Raw genomic sequence first — 15,781 nt, 5'->3', positions numbered from 1 at the left:
TACTTAAAACTATATGCGGTTGCAGGAAAATGATCCAATAAAAATATTAGTGGTAGACGACAGGCCGGATAACTTATTATCCATCTCCACCATACTGGAGCGGGAAAATTATGTCACGGTCAAAGCCAGCTCCGGGCGGGCAGCATTAAAAATACTGCTCACGGAATATGACTTTTCCCTGATATTGATGGATGTGCAGATGCCGGACATGAACGGCTTTGAAACCGCTTCTCTCATTTATCAGCGTGACAGGTTAAAGAATATTCCCATCATCTTTATTACAGCCTATAGTCATGAAGAGGAAACCATGTTCAAAGGCTATAAAGTAGGCGCGGTAGATTTTATTTATAAGCCGGTGAACCCGGAACTGCTGCGCATGAAGGTAGGTGTGTTTGTAGAGCTGTACCAGAAAACACAATCGCTGATAGCACAGGAGCAAAAGCTGCTGAGCATTAACGCCTCCCTGCAAAAAGAGATCGAAGAAAGGGAAGCCTCCGAGCAAAGGGTACGGGAGCTGAACCGCCAGCTGATGCAGAACAATCAGCGCTTAAAAGCAGCCAACGAAGAGCTGGACCGCTTTGCCTACATAGCCTCGCACGATCTGCAGGAGCCCCTGCGCAAGATCCGTATGTTCAGTGACCTGATCGTGCAGAAAAAAGGCAACGTAGGGGAGATGGATAAACATGTGCAGAAAATTACCAACGCCACGGAACGCATGCAGCAGCTTATCAGCGACCTGTTGCGGTTTTCACGGCATTCTGTAAGCAAAGGGGATTTTGTGCATACAGACCTCAGCACCGTGATCCGTGAAGCAATAAAGGAGCTGGAGCTGAAGATCCAGCATGTGGATGCGCGTATCACCATTGATGAAATGCCATCTACCCTGGTGATCCCCACCCTGATACAGCAGGTATTCCATAACCTGATTGCCAATGCTATTAAGTTCTGCAAAAAGGGCGTAGCGCCGGAAGTGCACATTTATGCCAGGCATGAGGCCCCGCTGATACCCCAGAATGGGAACAGTGAGCAGCTGTATTACAATATTTATGTAAAAGATAATGGAATTGGTTTTGAAGCCAAGTACCTGGACGATATTTTCATTCCTTTCAAACGCCTGCACAGCTACCATGAAATTGAAGGATCGGGCATAGGCCTTTCCATCTGCAAAAAGATCATGGAGCAGCACAACGGTTTCATAACCGCCACCAGTGTGCTGAACGACGGGGCCACCTTTATCATCGGCATCCCGGAAAAGCAGGTTTCCTTAGCGTAGGGATATCACATTACTACGGTAGGCCAGGGACCATTCCCTGGCCTACTGCTTTTGTATAATCTGGACTATTCAGGGGTACCAGCTTGTCAGCATCTTTGTACCGTACCTGAAAACAAACATGCTATGCTGCTTAAAATTGCACACACCTATAGGTCCTCCTTCAGTGATCTGAGCCGGGAAACCTGGCTGCTAAGCCTTGTATTGCTGGTAAACCGTTCCAGCACCATGGTAGCGCCTTTTATGAGTATGTATATTACACAAAGCATGCACCGCAGCATTGCAGATGCAGGGTTGATCATTACCCTGTTCGGCGCCGGTGCAGTAGCGGGTTCCAGTGTAAGCGGCTATTTTATAGACCGGTTCAGCTTCCGCGCTGTACAGGTATTTACCGCCATAGCAGGCGGCCTGTTGTTCCTGTTGTTCGGCTATGTGCAGGATTTTTCCCTGCTGTGTGTAATGACAGTGCTGCTTAGTTTTGTGGTAGAGGCGTTTCGCCCGGCCAATGCCGCTGCAGTAGCCGCTTATTCCACCCCGCAGAACCTTACCCGCTCTTACTCCCTGAACCGGCTGGCCATGAACATTGGCTGGGCGCTGGGCACTTCTGTTGGCGGTATACTGGCCGCTATTAATTATCACCTGCTGTTTTGGGTGGAAGGGGTGGTGTATATGATCGTTGGGGGGCTGGTGCTCACCTTATTACCGGCCGTTAAGCAGCCGGTAAAGCCCGCTGTAGTAGCGGAAAAAGCGCCGGAACAATCTTCTCCCTGGAAAAACAGCTATCTCTTAAAATTCTTAATGGTAGTGATCATTTACATGAGCTGTTTTATGATCATGTTCCGCCTGGCCCCTGTATACTGGAAAGAAAGCCTGCACATTAATGAAGCCACTATTGGTATGCTGTTAGGCCTCAACGGCGTTATCATTGCCCTGTTTGAAATGGTGCTGGTACGTTACTGGGAAAGCCGCCGTTCTGCCATTTATTATATTATTTCAGGCGTTATAGCTACCGCCCTGGGCTACACGCTGCTGGTAGTGCCGGGTATGGCGCCCATGGTAGCTGCAGCCGGCTCCATGATCTTTTTAACCCTGGGGGAAATGATGGCCTTACCTTTTATTAATACGGTGATCATGAGCAAAGCAAATGAGCATAACCGCGGTAAATTTGCGGCTGCTTTTGCGGTAACCTGGTCGGCCGCGCAGGTGCTGGGACCGGGTGGTGGCGCGCTGATCACGCAAACATGGGGTTACAATGCTTTATGGATCACGCTTATTATTGTATGTATCAGCTGCGCGCTTGCCTTCAAATTCATTAACAAAAAATAAAAAGGTGTTAACTTTCCCCCTGGTATGAACAACACTACATCACCCATACGGTTTGTGAATGTAATGCGGTATGTAACGCCTTTACGTGAAGGTGGCTCTATGCCGGCTATTGCAGAAGCAGATGACGACTTTTTATACGTGCTCAAATTCAGGGGCGCAGGGCAGGGAATTAAGGCCCTGATAGCAGAGCTGATAGGCGGGGAGCTGGCCCGGGCATTAGGCTTGAAAGTGCCGGAAATAGTATTCGCTAACCTGGATACCGCCTTTGGCCGTACAGAGCCTGATGAGGAAATACAGGACCTGCTGAAAGCCAGTGTAGGTCTTAACCTGGGGCTGCATTACCTGGAAAGCTCCATTACTTTTGATCCTGCGGTATATACCATCAATGCCTCGCTGGCCTCGCAGATCGTGTGGCTGGATTGCCTGATCACGAATGTGGACCGTACGGCGCGTAACACCAATATGCTCATGTGGGGGCGGGAGCTGTGGCTGATAGATCATGGCGCCTCTTTATATTTTCACCACACCTGGACCAACTGGAAGGAGCATGCGCTGCGGCCCTTTGCCCAGGTAAAGGATCATGTGCTGCTGCCGCAGGCCTCCCAGCTGGATTCCGCAGATCTGGCAGGCCGCGCCATTCTTACGGAGGAGCGTATCCGCGCTATTGTATCGCTGGTGCCGGATGAATGGCTGCTGGCAGATACACAGGAGGCAGGAGACGCCAATGAACGCCGGGAAGTATATATACAGTTTTTAACCACACGCATCGCATCGTCAGAAATTTTTGTAAAAGCCGCACAACATGCAAGGGAAAGTCTTATTTGAATACGCCGTTATCCGCATCGTACCCCGGGTGGAGCGGGAGGAATTCATCAATGTAGGCGTTATTCTCTACTGCAAGGAGCGTAAGTTCCTGCAGGCGGTGTTTACTTTGGATGAAGAAAAGTTACGGGTGATAGGCCCCGGTACCGATGTGCAGGAAGTAAGGGATTATTTGCGCGCCTTTGAGCAGATCTGCTGCGGAGGCGCTAAGAGCGGGCCTATAGGGCAGCTGGAAGTGGCTTTGCGCTTCCGCTGGCTCACGGCTACACGCAGCACCATTTTACAAACCTCCCGCGTGCATACCGGTTTTTGCAGTGATCCGGAATTTGCTTTGCAACGGCTACACGCTCAGCTGGTGCTCTAATACATAAATAAAGATGCCGCCTATGCCCATGCCAATAATGCCGCCTATAACAGCGGCAATGGCATCCATTACCTCGTAGTGTCCTTTGCCTGTTACCAGCGATACTACCTCAAAACCATAGCTGATGGCCACTACGGCCAAAAAAGTAAGCAGCGTATCCAGCAGGGGCCTGCCCGGCAGCAGGTACCAGGCCATGCTTTGCAGCAGGGCGCCCATCAGGATGCCCACATAAAAATGCGTCCACTTATCCGGTCCTATTTTTTTCAGCATAGCAGTAAAGTACGTAAAAAAGCAGGTTGATGGTATTGATAAGTTTGAGATGTTTTGCATACATATTGATACAAATGAAATATCCACAAACATTATCTTTATACGCATTAAACCACGTTTTGGAACTGAAAATTAATCACCCATGCGAATAAAGAACTGGACACTCCTGCTTCTATTGTCTGTAGTAACAGGCAATGCAAATGCACAAAAGAAAAAGCAAACGGAAACAGCTACACCGGGCCAGCAATGGTCTGTTGAAAAAGCCAATCAATGGTACAGTGAGCACCCCTGGATAACCGGCGCCAATTACATTCCTGCCAATGCCATTAACCAGCTGGAAATGTGGCAGGCAGCTACTTTTGACCCTGCCACTATTGATAAGGAATTAGGCTGGGCAGAAAATATCGGTTTTAACACCATGCGCGTATTCCTGCATTCCGTAGCCTGGCAGCAGGATCCGGAAGGATTTAAAAAACGGGTAGGCGAGTTCCTGGCCATTGCAGAAAAACATCACATTCAGCCGCTGCTGGTGTTCTTTGACGATTGCTGGAACAAAGAACCCAAAGCAGGTAAGCAGCCGGATGTTAAACCAGGCATTCATAACTCCGGCTGGATGCAGGATCCCGGGCAGCCCGCTTCTTCCGACCCGGCCAACTTTCCGCCGCTGGAAAAATATGTGAAAGATGTGCTCACCCATTTTGCGCACGACAAACGCATTCTGCTGTGGGATCTGTATAACGAACCTGGTAATAATAAAAAGGGCGATTCTTCCATGGCGCTGCTGACCAGCGTGTTTAAATGGGCAAGGGAAGTAAATCCTGATCAGCCCATCAGCGCTGGCTTATGGTCCTGGGGCCTGGAAAACCTGAATACTTTCCAGCTCACCCATTCCGATATTGTTACCTATCATGATTATGAAGAGCCGCAATGGCATCAGCGTGTAATAGAGCTGTTAAAAGCCAATGGCCGCCCGCTGATCTGTACAGAATACATGGCCCGCACACGCAACAGCCGTTTTTCCAACACCCTGCCCCTGCTTAAAAAAGAAAAGGTAGGCGCTATTAACTGGGGTTTTGTAAATGGTAAAACCAATACTATCTATGCCTGGGATACTCCCTTACCGGATGGCAGCCAGCCAATAGAATGGTTCCATGATATTTTTGATAAGGATGGCACCCCGTACCGCCAGGATGAAGTAAACCTTATTAAAAAGCTGAACGGCAAATAAACCGCTGATTTAACTTAATTTATGTATGATTCCCCGGTACCGTAGTGCCGGGGAATTTTTATTTTATAAATACCTATCTTGTATTGCGTACATCCCCGTTAATACAAAGGCCATGAAACATATATCCCGCCCGTTGTTGCATATATGCATGCTGGTAATGCTGTTAACCCTGCGCATGGCGGATACCCGGGCGCAAATGTTAACAGGGCTTAACCGCGACAGCCTGCGGCGTGTGCTCCATGCCCTGCCTGCAGATACCAATAAGGTAATGACCTTCATTACTTTGGGGCAGCAGTATGAGAACAACATGCCCGATTCCGCTTTGTATTACTATGAGCAGGCGCAGCGCCTGAGCGTGCAGCTGCATTACCCCGCCGGTTTTGTACGGTATGTGAATAACTATACTGCTGTATTAAACATGCAGGGCCGGTATAATGAATCGCTGAAGCTGGATCTGCAGGCAGTGGATACCTGCCGCCGCTACGGGTTACAGGAGCTGCTGGTAAAAGTGTTGATCAATACCGGTGTGGTATACCAGTATAAAGAAGATTATGGCAGGGCGGCAGACTATTACATGAAATCCTTACCACTGCTGGAAAGCAGCGGCGATCTTGGCATGCTGTCCCTTATGTACGGTAATTTATGTGGCATGTACCGTAACCTGCACCAGCTGGATAAAGCATATCAATACGCCCGTAAGGCCCTGCAGTACGGTGAGCAGAGTGGTAATGAATACGCCGTGGGTGCGGCCTGTAGTAACCTGGCCAATTCCCTGCAGGATCTGGACAGCACTGCCGCTGCCGTACATTATGCACAACGCGCCTATAACACCGGTAAGCAGCTGGATGATATTACTTTGCAGGAATCAGCGCTTATGAGCCTGGGCAACAGTTATAAAAGAACCAATCATTACGATCAGTATTTAGCCACTTTCAGATCGGCGCTGCCATTGGCCCGCATGCTGGATGATGTAAATGGGCAGGCTATTGCCATGCAAGGAATTACAGAAGGCCTGTACTGGACAAAACAATACAGGCAGGCCGCTATCAGCGCAGATACGGCCCTGGCTTATGCAAAGGCGCATGACCAGAAAGAAGTAACACGTGGGTTGCTGCTGCTGATGTCTGATATACAAATTGCGTTGGGCAACCAACCGCTGTCAAGACAATACCGCTACCTGTACGATTCTACCCGCGATGCGCTGATGAATGATAACCTGCAAAAGAATATCCAGGAGCTGGAAACCAAATACGAAGTGGAGAAAAAGCAGCACCAGCTGCTGGAAAAAGACCGGCAGGCATTGCGGCAGCGTTTGTGGTTAATAGCCGCCATTGCAGGCATTCTTATTTTATGCTTATTGCTGCTGCTCACGTACCGCTATTACCGGCAAAAACAGCAGGTGCTGCAGGCCGGGCAGGAAAATGTGCGCCTGAAAGCCTTGCTGGAAGGACAGCTGCAGGAGCGGCAGCGCATTAGCCAGGAAATGCATGACGATATGGGATCCGGGTTAACCGCTATGTTATTCCTGAGCCGCAGCATCCGTGAGCCGGAAACAGCCGCCGTTAAAATTCAGCGTACGGCCGCAGACCTGGTTCGCAAAATGAATGAGATCATCTGGACCATGAACCCGGAGCAGAACTCCCTGGACAGCCTTATTGCATACATCCGGGTGAACACTGCAGAAGCGCTGGAAAACGCAGGATTAGCCTACCATTTTCATATGCCGGAAAATATTCCCGCAATAAACATTCCCCAGGAGCTGCGCCGTAACCTGTACCTGGCCGCTAAGGAAGCAGTGCATAACGTAATAAAACATGCCGGCGCCACGGAAGTACATATAACCATCACCGTTAACAACCGCCTTACTATAACTATACAGGATGATGGCCATGGCTTTGATGCTACAGCAGACCGCCCCTTTGGCAATGGATTAAAGAACATGGACCGGCGCATGCAGCAAATAGGCGGCGCTTTGCAGGTAATGAACCATGAGGGCACTACCGTACATTTAACGGCGCCCCTGGCACTATAACTTTTGTTATATACCAGGATACTGGTAAATAGATCAATTTTATAACATGGAAGCAATACAGGTAAGTATAGTGGAAGACATTACGGAAATACGCGAAGGCATGCGCTTCCTGGTGAACCAAACACCAGGCTTCAGCTGTCTTTCTGTATACGACAACGCAGAAGCAGCAGGTAAAGGCCTGTTAGCCGACCCGCCCGACCTGGTGATCATGGATATTGCGCTGCCCGGCGCTACCGGCGTGGATTGCATACGGCAGCTAAAAGCAGCCGGCGCTAAAATGCAGTTCATGATCTTCACTATTTATGAAGACAGCGACCAGGTATTTGAAGCGCTGGCAGCCGGCGCAAGCGGCTACCTGTTAAAAGATACCGCCCCGGACAAGATCATTGCTGCGCTGAAAGAGCTGCACGAAGGCGGATCGCCCATGAGCATCAGCATAGCGCGCAAAGTGGTAGCTTCTTTTCATCGCAGCCCGGAACCTGCCCCCCTTTCGCCCCGCGAAATGGAAGTGCTGACCCTTTTAGCCAAAGGGCTGTTGTATAAAGAGATAGCAGAGCAGCTGCACATTAGCACCGGCACAGTGCGCCAGCATATACACAACATTTACGAACGCCTGCATGTGCAGAACCGTACAGAGGCGCTGAACAAAGTATTTGGGCAGCCTCGTAAATAGCGTATAACCATTGTTCTATTGTACAGCTTTTGCCCGCTGGGTAGTTTTGAACCATCAAAACTTTTTAAACCCAGCATATGAAACCGGTCTTCTTCCTTCTGCTTTTACTCTTTCCTTTTGCATTGCAGGCGCAAACAGATAACCGCGGTGGATGGTACGCCGGTATCGGCTTTGCGCGCATGCATTACAAAACCAATTGGTACTATCACCGCTTTGACGGTAATCCCCGGTACGATAATTATCCCATTCACAGCATTAACAGTAACATGATCACGCTGTCGATTGAAAAAAGGTCGCTGTTCAAAGCAGGCCCCGTACATTTTGATCTCAATGGCGACCTGCTGCTGGGTATAACCGGCAAGGCAAAAGGGGAATGGTTGCCTAATGATGATGTAATTTCAGGCGGAGGCAAAGCAGCTGGTATCAATGTACTGCTTAAAGCCGTATATCCCATACCGGTAGGCGGTAAAGTGGGGATTGCGCCGTTTGTAGGTTTAGGCCCGCAGTTCACTTTTTTGCACAATAATGGTAAAGATGCAGGTGAGTTTGCCTCCAGTGACTATTTCAGCTATACAGAAGGCTGGAATGAATATGTGTTGTTGTTCAACGGCGCAGCAGGCGTGAATTTTGAGTTTGGATCCGTTACCATTACCCCGGCAGTTCATTTCGGGCTGATAGGCACTTCTTTTACAGACTGGGAGCCTAATGAAGATGGCGTGCAGATGGAATCATCGCCGGTGAACTTTGGGTTCAGCGTAAAGGCCGGGTTCAGGCTGGGGCGGTAAGGCTACTTTTTCAGATCCGGGTGTAAGGTGATGTATATATCCGTTACTTTTTTGCCCGGCTCATGTACGATCATACTAATACAGATCTGCTGCCCATTCGCCTCTGCTATTTCAAAAGCAATGCCTTGGGCAATGGCGTCATACAGGTGGATCGTTTTTCCGCCCTTCTGTTCTTTGTAGGTACCTTCGGAGACAAGGTCGGGATATACTTCCCGGATGCGGGCAAGATCATTATACACCTGCAGGCTGTCTGCCGTTATATAAAAAGGAGAAGTTACCCGTATTTGCTTTACCGTTTTTGTACGCATGGTGCTGTCTGCATAGGTAGTAAAGATGTTCAGTTCATTCCGGTTATTATGCTCATCCCTGCGCTTACTGTACCAGGTAAGCCAGGCTTTGCCCATAGCGGCATCGGAGAAATCCGGTTTGCCTAGTAATTGCTCCAGCTTATCAGCATTACTGCCCAGGCTTATTTTGCCGATGCCTTTGCCGGCAGTCACCAATTTTTCGGATGATATAGCAGGCGTGTTCGTAGCCGCGGTAGCTGTATCCTGAATAACAGTTTGCTGAACAGCTGTTGTGGCCGTGTCTGTTTCCTGTGTGGTACGGGGCTGCTGCTGACAGCAGGTAAATATTAGCAGGCTTGCGGAAATGATCAATAGGCTTTTCATGGCAATCATATTTTTATGCTTTACTCTTTCAAATATCGTACTATAATCCAAGCTATCGCCGGGTCAGCCCCTGTTGCTGGTAATATTGTACAAACGGTATGCTACCGAACAAGAGAATTATCTATATTTCGCCACTATGGCTTATCTAAAAACTATCTTTCAGGCGGCCCTCATTGCAACAGGCCTGAAAAGCATGGGGCAGCAACCTGCTATCTTCCTGGCGGATCCTACCATCTTTGCTGATAAGGGAACGTATTACCTCTACGGCACCAGCAGCAACCGGGGATTTAAGGTGTACGAGTCTGCAGACCTGAAAACCTGGAGCCAGCCGCAGGACAGCTTTGCCTTGCAGCGCGGCCAATCCTTCGGCAATGGCGGTTTCTGGGCGCCGCAGGTAGTGCAGTACAAGGGTAGCTATTACATGGCCTATACAGCAGATGAACAGATAGCGATTGCAAAAGCATCCAGCCCTAAAGGTCCGTTCAAACAGGATCAGTTTGCCCACCTGGGCGGCACCGGCAAACAGATCGATCCGTTTTTGTTCTTCGATAAAGATGGTAAAATATATCTGTATCATGTAAAGCTGCAAAATGGTAACCGTATCTATGTAACGGAAATGAAGTCCGATCTGTCTGATGTAGTACCTGGTACAGAGAAGGAATGTATTGCAAGCGCCGAAGGATGGGAAAACACAGCCGTATCAAAGTGGCCGGTAGCAGAGGGACCAACCGTATTAATGCATAAAAGCGTTTATTACCTGATCTATTCCGCCAATGATTTCCGCAGCAAGGATTATGCAGTGGGATATGCTACTTCCAGCTCCCCCCTGGGACCCTGGAAAAAATATGCAGGTAACCCCATCATCAGCCGGCATACCATTGGACAGAACGGAACGGGCCATGGTGATGTGTTCACTGATAAAAACGGGAAGATGAAATACGTGCTGCATACACATCGTTCGGATGATCGCGTTTCGCCCCGTGCTACGGCGGTTATCGGGCTGCAATTTAAATCAGTGAAAGATGGGCCGGATGTGTTGGAAGCAGAGAGGGGTTCGTTTGAATGGCTGCAGGTTCATTAATAAACTTCAAGGATCAGGGTATCTTGTTTATTAAAAAGAAAATGATCTCCCGCTTTTTTGTGCAGCAATAATTTTGCGAGTGGCGCATTGGGTGAAAGAAAGAATATTGACTGATCATCTATCAGCTGTTTACCGAGTCCGGCTGCAATAAAAAAGGAATGATCTGCACATCGGATAAAAGCGCCTGTTTGAGCGGAGGTATAGATGATATCCGTATTAATTTTCTGTAAGTTTTCAAGCTCCCTGGTATTTTCTGTTTGTTGATGTGCATACATATCTTTTTGCAGGTGGCCCATGGCCCTTCCGGTTTCGTATTTATCTCCTGCCGAACTTTTGTCTTCGCTGTTAGCCGCTTCCTGTGCATTATCGATTGCCGTTTTTAGCACTGCAATCCGTTCTGTAATAAGCCGCTCTCCGGCTTTTTTCAGGCTGGTTTTAAAAGCGATCATTTCCTGGCGTGTCATAAGAGTAATAATTTAGAGGAGCACGATTTTCAAACAAGATCGTAAAAAAGTTAGTAAATCATACTTAAGCAGGTTAAGTAGTTATATACTCCCGGCATTGCACATATCGCCCATATTACCTAACTTCATCACCATGGCACGCAAATTCTCCTTACCATTTATCTTTTTATGGCTGATGACAACGCAACTCTCCGCGCAGCAGCATCCCATTCCAGTTATCCTGGATACCGATATTGCAGGCGATTATGATGATGTAGGCGCAATGGCATTGTTACACGCTTTTGCAGATAAAGGCGAAGCCAAAATACTGGCCGTCATTTCCTCTAACGCTTTTGAAACCACCGTGCCCACCATTAGTGTGCTGAATACCTACTTTAAAAAACCGCATATACCCATTGGCGTTACCAAACGTGCAAAGCCCAATGAGCTTTGCCAGCAGCAATGGGCGCAGGCTATTATTGCCAAATACCCACATAGCATACGCTCCAACCAGCAGGCTATGGAAGCGGTGGCGCTGTATCGCCGTATACTGGCCCAACAGCCGGACCATTCGGTAACGCTTATCACTATCGGATTTTTCACTAACCTGGCCGACCTGTTAAATTCAAAAGCAGATCAGTACTCTGCGCTTAATGGCCGGCAGCTGGTAAAACAAAAGGTAAAACAGCTGGTAGCCATGGCCACCAGCTTACCACCCGGTAAAACCAGCGGGCGGGAATACAATGTTTATATAGATGCAGCAGCATCGCAAACCGTATTTGCGCAATGGGAAACGCCGGTAATATTAAGCCCGTTTGAAGTAGGGGAGCAGGTACGCACCGGCATTCCCCTGATTAAAAATAATACCATTCATAACAGCCCGGTAAAGGATGCTTTTCAAATAGCCCTCACAAAAGATAAGGATACTATTGGCCGTATGAGCTGGGACCAAACAGCGGTATTTGCGGCTGTGCGGGGCATACATCCCTGGTTTAAGACGCGTGAGGTGAACCTGCGGATAGAAAAAGATGGTACGGATACACTTATACCCGGCAATAAATTTACCTTGCTTGAATTAACAGATCAGGCCACCGCTTTACAGCAGGCAATAGAGGAGCTTATGCATCACCAGCCGGCGCATTAATCATCCAAACCGTATTTATCCACCACCGGTAATTCCATAAAATTCTTTGGCCGGTAAATGACACGGCAGCCATCTAATTGTTTACATAAGGAGTCTACCGGACCCCAGGCATAATTACATTCACCGATCTTTTCCCCTTTGCCGTTATAGAGCGTAGTTCCTGCATCCATGGCTAAAATGGTTAAGCCGTAGATCATGTCCTTATTATAGCTGCATATTTCAATTTCACAATCCGGGCATTGGGCATGTAAGTTTTTTACTACAGCAGGCGTATTATGATCCTTTTTACATTGTATGCCATGGATGCTCAGTAACAATAACAGGAGGGGTAGCATTTTTTTCATAAGGGTGAGATTTAAACTTTGGTATAAGTAGAACGGGCTGCATAGGCAAAAGTTACAAGAGGTAACTACGGTGCGCATTAATCACATAAACAGCTATCTTTGCGCCTGCTCATTCCTTTATATGAAACAATTATTTTCCTTTCTGTTATTAGCCATCGGCTTACAAACTATCGTACAGGCGCAATCCGGTGAAGACCTGCAAAAGAAGACCATCAGCGATACCATCCTGCAGCACCGCACCTTAACGGTCCCATCGCCCTTTAATGCACAAAAGGCGCTGCAGCAGCTATTTCCCGGTAAGTACTACAATCTTAGTAAAGACAATTATAAAAATGAGCTCATTAACTGGGATTGTAAAACCTGCGCAGTTAAAAAGTACCCGGATGTGAATGAAGATGCAGCAGGTGATTTTCCTTTTAGTGAAGGCGTAGCCACCCGTTTAATTAACGAGATCAGCTACCAGGATTCATCCGGCCGGCAGTTTAAGGTCATTTGTTTTAACCACTCTGAATATGATCCGGAAGGTATGCAGGTATCCCGCTTTACCGGCGGCCTGTTAGGGCTGGCTAAGTTTGAGCAGCATGAAAGCAGCTGGGACCTGGTAGCTTTTCAGCCCGCAGTAGCAGCCTACGGCGCTTTTTCCCAATGCCCGGCTCCTAAGCTCCTGCAAATAGGGAAAGACCAGTTTGCGTTTATACTGAAACACCTGAACGGCCCTGGCGGCGGCCCTTTTGATGGCGACTATTATTTAATAGCAGGGTTAAACGGCAGCTACCAGCAGATTATGGCCGCCTATGGTATTGAAAGAACAGAAACTACTGCCGAAGAAGGATATTCTTTCTGGAGCAGTGAATATAAAGTGCCGGCCAGCGATAAAAAATATTTCCGCGATATCATCATCACCACCAAAGGTACTTACCGCAGCACAGATCCGGATGCAGAGCGGTTACCGGAAGAGCTGCGTAACCTGGTTAAAGGCAAAAAAACTGCGCGTTTCACACTGGAACAGTGTTATGTGTATAAAGGCAGTAAAGGGTATGTATTACAACAACCCATTACTGCCTCGCTCACTCATTAAGCAACCAGCTTATTTAGGGTGTTTCGCCTGCTCGTCCAGGAACAGGTAACGCTGCCGGTGCTGATCCGGCTCCATACGTGTGCGCACATCAATATGCATTACCGGCACAGTATCCGTTCCCGTTATAGCCGGCCACTTGGGTAATCCAGGGCCGTTAGGGTCAGCGTTCTTAATAAAGTTGGCAAAGTAAGCCTGCATAATGGCCGATACTTTATAGTCCTCCGGCGTCCACGCATATACCTTATTCAATGGCAGGTTACCCATAGCATATTCTATTTCAGCAGAATGTACGGCACCTTTGGCAGCCGGTGGTTTAGGGGCAGCGGTTGTTTTATCTTTAATAACGCCGCCGGCCAATCCCGGAGTGGCATTGCCCATAGATGCCCTCATGGCGGGCCGCGGGCGGGAATACAAATAGCGGTACACCGGCTGACCGGTCTTTACCTGTTCATCTATCCACTTCCAGGTGCTGAAGCTGATAAAGCGGTCGCCGGCCAGGTCGGTGGCTACCTGTTCTACGTCTGCATCAGTAGCAGGGTTATATAATTTCAGCAATGCTGCGCTCACCTCTCCATGGCCGTACAGCTTCTGTACTGTTTTTTCAAAATTTTCTTTGGTAGGGGGCAGGTTACCCAGCATAGCGCGGTACCCCATTTCTTCCGAGTTCCAGCCGGCCAGCAGCGGCACATGCGCCTGCTCTCCGGCAGCATATACCTGGTAAGGATCTTTGGTGAAAAAGTAACCATCTACCGTAACCGGAAAACGGAATGTGCCAAAGCGGGTGGCTAACTTCAGTAATGAATCTGCCGGTAATGCGCGCAGCGCTTCCAATGAGGCAGCGCCTATGCTTTTTGCAAATTCTTCGCCTATTGCTTCACCTTTTGAAAGGGGCATGGCAGACAAAGCGCCCAGTACGGAACCGCTTTCACCAATAGCGCCTGCAAACAGGTCTTTTGACAGGGGAGAGGCCATTAACGCGCTTACGGCAATGGAGCCGGCGGATTCGCCTGCAATGGTCACTCTTTTGGGATCACCGCCAAAAGCCGCTATGTTTTCCTGTACCCATTTTAATGCAGCCCACTGGTCCATGAGGCCATAATTACCGGAAGCGCGGCTGGGCGATTCTTTTGTAAGCTCCGGGTGGGAAAGGAAACCGAACACGCCTAAACGGTAATTCACCGTAAGCGCTACAATACCTTTCTGCGCCATGCTTTCGCCGTCATAACGCGCTTCAGAACCATCGCCGGCTACAAAGCCGCCGCCATAAAAATATACCAGCACCGGCAGTAATGTTTTGCTTTTGCGTGCAGGCGTCCAAACGTTCAGGTATAAACAATCTTCGTTCATGCCATCGGAACGGAAACCCATGTCGCCAAAAACAGCTGCCTGCATGGTGCGCGGCGCAAAGTGATCTGCTTTTCGTATACCCGTCCAGTTAGCAGGGGGCTGTGGCGGCTGCCATCTTAAATTGCCCACCGGCGGCACAGCAAAGGGAATGCCTTTATACGCACGCACCCCGCTTTTTTCAATGATACCGGTAAGAACGCCATTGGCTGTTTTCACGGCCGGTGCAGCAGCGGTTGTTTTGGTCTGGGCCTGTAATAAGGTAAGCATACTGCCCAGGCAAGCCAGTAATATAAGTGGAAATACTTTTTTCATGGTTAACGGATTAGACGCCGATTGCATTTGGTTAGATCATCAATTTATGTTTTTTGCAGCAGCTATCCAATTTTAGCAGGTACAAAAAAAGGGCGCAGGTAAATGTCTGCGCCCTTTTAACATCGGGCTGCTGTACATTACAGCAACCTCCGGGAAAGATTATTGATTAATAAAAACTGAAATTTAATGGGAATGTTTACGGCTCTCTTTTGTGTGTTTGAGTTCATCTTGCTGTTTGGTTAAGTCAGGCCGTGTCTGATCTGCCCCCTTATTATGCCGTTCACGTTCTGTCTGCTCAATGGCAGCTTCAGATTGTTCTGCTTTCCCGGTCAGGTTTTCTTTCCTGAATTGATTGTATCCCTTATTATTATCCTTTTCTTTCTGTGTCATGATCCTTACTTTTTAAGGTGAACGAATGATCGTTTCTATTACAATTAAATAGCCCAAATAACAGGCCAAAATGGCCGCCACCCTACGTTAAGCAGGGTCAGCCAGGGGCGCTGTGGCATCCCTTTCCCAGCTTTGTGGAATTACTACCAATCCCTTCATTACCAGTAATAATGCCGCGATCTTTAAAATTTTCCGTAAAAA

At 48.4% G+C, this 15,781-nt stretch carries 17 protein-coding genes; 11 read left to right on the top strand and 6 right to left on the bottom strand.

Annotated features, from left to right (window positions below; genetic code table 11):
• The first annotated feature begins 13 nt into the window (after positions 1-13).
• The 4 genes from BMZ54_RS18900 (at position 14) to BMZ54_RS18885 (ending at position 3,782) form a co-directional block, all read left to right on the top strand.
• Positions 14-1,273, top strand: coding sequence for a sensor histidine kinase (locus tag BMZ54_RS18900; protein WP_238386619.1), 1,260 nt, complete (start codon positions 14-16; stop codon positions 1,271-1,273).
• A 123-nt stretch (positions 1,274-1,396) separates the two neighbouring features.
• Positions 1,397-2,596 (top strand): MFS transporter, encoded by a 1,200-nt coding sequence (locus tag BMZ54_RS18895; RefSeq protein ID WP_089915384.1) that lies wholly within the window; start codon positions 1,397-1,399, stop codon positions 2,594-2,596.
• 24 nt (positions 2,597-2,620) lie between these two features.
• Entirely contained in the window at positions 2,621-3,421 is an 801-nt protein-coding gene (locus tag BMZ54_RS18890) for a HipA family kinase (RefSeq protein WP_089915381.1), read from the top strand.
• Positions 3,399-3,782, top strand: a complete 384-nt coding sequence (locus tag BMZ54_RS18885; protein ID WP_089915378.1) for a DUF3037 domain-containing protein — start codon at positions 3,399-3,401, stop codon at positions 3,780-3,782. The genes BMZ54_RS18890 and BMZ54_RS18885 overlap by 23 nt, the downstream gene beginning before the upstream one ends.
• Here the strand turns inward: BMZ54_RS18885 and BMZ54_RS18880 are convergent.
• A complete protein-coding gene (locus BMZ54_RS18880) occupies positions 3,759-4,112 on the bottom strand; it encodes a hypothetical protein (protein WP_143081067.1) in 354 nt (117 codons plus the stop codon). The two genes, BMZ54_RS18885 and BMZ54_RS18880, sit on opposite strands and share 24 nt — an antisense overlap.
• An 82-nt stretch (positions 4,113-4,194) precedes the next feature.
• On the opposite strand from BMZ54_RS18880, the gene BMZ54_RS18875 reads away from it, so the two are divergent.
• From BMZ54_RS18875 to BMZ54_RS18860, 4 genes are all read left to right on the top strand, one after another.
• Complete coding sequence (locus tag BMZ54_RS18875) at positions 4,195-5,280, top strand: glycoside hydrolase 5 family protein (RefSeq protein ID WP_089915372.1); 1,086 nt, start codon at positions 4,195-4,197, stop codon at positions 5,278-5,280.
• Between the two features lie 112 nt (positions 5,281-5,392).
• Positions 5,393-7,312 carry an ATP-binding protein gene (locus BMZ54_RS18870; RefSeq protein WP_162277606.1) on the top strand — a complete coding sequence of 640 codons (1,920 nt, stop codon included), beginning with the start codon at positions 5,393-5,395 and terminating at the stop codon, positions 7,310-7,312.
• Positions 7,313-7,358: 46 nt separating this feature from the next.
• On the top strand, positions 7,359-7,985 hold the full coding sequence (locus tag BMZ54_RS18865) for a response regulator (RefSeq protein ID WP_089915366.1): 627 nt from the start codon (positions 7,359-7,361) through the stop codon (positions 7,983-7,985).
• A gap of 77 nt (positions 7,986-8,062) precedes the next feature.
• Positions 8,063-8,770 carry a hypothetical protein gene (locus BMZ54_RS18860; RefSeq protein WP_089915364.1) on the top strand — a complete coding sequence of 236 codons (708 nt, stop codon included), beginning with the start codon at positions 8,063-8,065 and terminating at the stop codon, positions 8,768-8,770.
• 2 nt (positions 8,771-8,772) lie between these two features.
• Here the strand turns inward: BMZ54_RS18860 and BMZ54_RS18855 are convergent, their stop codons facing one another.
• Positions 8,773-9,441 (bottom strand): hypothetical protein, encoded by a 669-nt coding sequence (locus BMZ54_RS18855; RefSeq protein ID WP_143081066.1) that lies wholly within the window; start codon positions 9,439-9,441, stop codon positions 8,773-8,775.
• A 136-nt stretch (positions 9,442-9,577) separates the two neighbouring features.
• Between BMZ54_RS18855 and BMZ54_RS18850 the strand changes: the two genes are divergently transcribed.
• Positions 9,578-10,522 (top strand): glycoside hydrolase family 43 protein, encoded by a 945-nt coding sequence (locus BMZ54_RS18850; protein WP_089915359.1) that lies wholly within the window; start codon positions 9,578-9,580, stop codon positions 10,520-10,522.
• On the opposite strand, the gene BMZ54_RS18845 is transcribed toward BMZ54_RS18850, so the two are convergent.
• Positions 10,519-10,986: a hypothetical protein gene (locus tag BMZ54_RS18845; protein ID WP_089915356.1), complete on the bottom strand. Its 468-nt coding sequence runs from the start codon at positions 10,984-10,986 to the stop codon at positions 10,519-10,521. The genes BMZ54_RS18850 and BMZ54_RS18845 overlap by 4 nt on opposite strands.
• A 133-nt stretch (positions 10,987-11,119) precedes the next feature.
• Here BMZ54_RS18845 and BMZ54_RS18840 point away from each other — a divergent pair, with 133 nt between their 5' ends.
• Positions 11,120-12,109, top strand: a complete 990-nt coding sequence (locus BMZ54_RS18840; protein ID WP_089915353.1) for a nucleoside hydrolase — start codon at positions 11,120-11,122, stop codon at positions 12,107-12,109.
• On the opposite strand, the gene BMZ54_RS18835 is transcribed toward BMZ54_RS18840, so the two are convergent.
• Positions 12,106-12,453 (bottom strand): hypothetical protein, encoded by a 348-nt coding sequence (locus tag BMZ54_RS18835; protein ID WP_089915351.1) that lies wholly within the window; start codon positions 12,451-12,453, stop codon positions 12,106-12,108. The genes BMZ54_RS18840 and BMZ54_RS18835 overlap by 4 nt on opposite strands.
• A gap of 121 nt (positions 12,454-12,574) precedes the next feature.
• Here BMZ54_RS18835 and BMZ54_RS18830 point away from each other — a divergent pair, with 121 nt between their 5' ends.
• Positions 12,575-13,531, top strand: coding sequence for a hypothetical protein (locus tag BMZ54_RS18830; RefSeq protein ID WP_089915348.1), 957 nt, complete (start codon positions 12,575-12,577; stop codon positions 13,529-13,531).
• A gap of 9 nt (positions 13,532-13,540) precedes the next feature.
• On the opposite strand, the gene BMZ54_RS18825 is transcribed toward BMZ54_RS18830, so the two are convergent.
• Together BMZ54_RS18825 and BMZ54_RS18820 are read right to left on the bottom strand one after the other, a co-directional pair.
• A complete protein-coding gene (locus tag BMZ54_RS18825) occupies positions 13,541-15,190 on the bottom strand; it encodes a carboxylesterase/lipase family protein (protein ID WP_089915346.1) in 1,650 nt (549 codons plus the stop codon).
• Between the two features lie 183 nt (positions 15,191-15,373).
• The gene (locus BMZ54_RS18820; RefSeq protein WP_089915344.1) at positions 15,374-15,580 is read right to left on the bottom strand and encodes a hypothetical protein; all 207 of its coding nucleotides are present in this window, start codon (positions 15,578-15,580) and stop codon (positions 15,374-15,376) included.
• Between the last annotated feature and the right edge of the window lie 201 nt (positions 15,581-15,781).

Origin of the sequence: Chitinophaga rupis, from assembly GCF_900109685.1 — a bacterium.
GTDB classification, from domain to species: domain Bacteria; phylum Bacteroidota; class Bacteroidia; order Chitinophagales; family Chitinophagaceae; genus Chitinophaga; species Chitinophaga rupis.
Note: the sequence above shows the minus strand (reverse complement) of the source record. Positions and strands in the feature narration are given on the sequence as shown.

What these genes read in the sequence shown, in the direction of transcription:
- BMZ54_RS18900 (WP_238386619.1), top strand. Translation starts at nt 14, where the DNA reads ATGCGGTTGCAGGAAAATGATCCAATAAAAATATTAGTGGTAGACGAC.
- BMZ54_RS18895 (WP_089915384.1), top strand. Translation starts at nt 1,397, where the DNA reads ATGCTGCTTAAAATTGCACACACCTATAGGTCCTCCTTCAGTGATCTG.
- BMZ54_RS18890 (WP_089915381.1), top strand. Translation starts at nt 2,621, where the DNA reads ATGAACAACACTACATCACCCATACGGTTTGTGAATGTAATGCGGTAT.
- BMZ54_RS18885 (WP_089915378.1), top strand. Translation starts at nt 3,399, where the DNA reads ATGCAAGGGAAAGTCTTATTTGAATACGCCGTTATCCGCATCGTACCC.
- BMZ54_RS18880 (WP_143081067.1), bottom strand. Translation starts at nt 4,112, where the DNA reads ATGCAAAACATCTCAAACTTATCAATACCATCAACCTGCTTTTTTACG.
- BMZ54_RS18875 (WP_089915372.1), top strand. Translation starts at nt 4,195, where the DNA reads ATGCGAATAAAGAACTGGACACTCCTGCTTCTATTGTCTGTAGTAACA.
- BMZ54_RS18870 (WP_162277606.1), top strand. Translation starts at nt 5,393, where the DNA reads ATGAAACATATATCCCGCCCGTTGTTGCATATATGCATGCTGGTAATG.
- BMZ54_RS18865 (WP_089915366.1), top strand. Translation starts at nt 7,359, where the DNA reads ATGGAAGCAATACAGGTAAGTATAGTGGAAGACATTACGGAAATACGC.
- BMZ54_RS18860 (WP_089915364.1), top strand. Translation starts at nt 8,063, where the DNA reads ATGAAACCGGTCTTCTTCCTTCTGCTTTTACTCTTTCCTTTTGCATTG.
- BMZ54_RS18855 (WP_143081066.1), bottom strand. Translation starts at nt 9,441, where the DNA reads ATGAAAAGCCTATTGATCATTTCCGCAAGCCTGCTAATATTTACCTGC.
- BMZ54_RS18850 (WP_089915359.1), top strand. Translation starts at nt 9,578, where the DNA reads ATGGCTTATCTAAAAACTATCTTTCAGGCGGCCCTCATTGCAACAGGC.
- BMZ54_RS18845 (WP_089915356.1), bottom strand. Translation starts at nt 10,986, where the DNA reads ATGACACGCCAGGAAATGATCGCTTTTAAAACCAGCCTGAAAAAAGCC.
- BMZ54_RS18840 (WP_089915353.1), top strand. Translation starts at nt 11,120, where the DNA reads ATGGCACGCAAATTCTCCTTACCATTTATCTTTTTATGGCTGATGACA.
- BMZ54_RS18835 (WP_089915351.1), bottom strand. Translation starts at nt 12,453, where the DNA reads ATGAAAAAAATGCTACCCCTCCTGTTATTGTTACTGAGCATCCATGGC.
- BMZ54_RS18830 (WP_089915348.1), top strand. Translation starts at nt 12,575, where the DNA reads ATGAAACAATTATTTTCCTTTCTGTTATTAGCCATCGGCTTACAAACT.
- BMZ54_RS18825 (WP_089915346.1), bottom strand. Translation starts at nt 15,190, where the DNA reads ATGAAAAAAGTATTTCCACTTATATTACTGGCTTGCCTGGGCAGTATG.
- BMZ54_RS18820 (WP_089915344.1), bottom strand. Translation starts at nt 15,580, where the DNA reads ATGACACAGAAAGAAAAGGATAATAATAAGGGATACAATCAATTCAGG.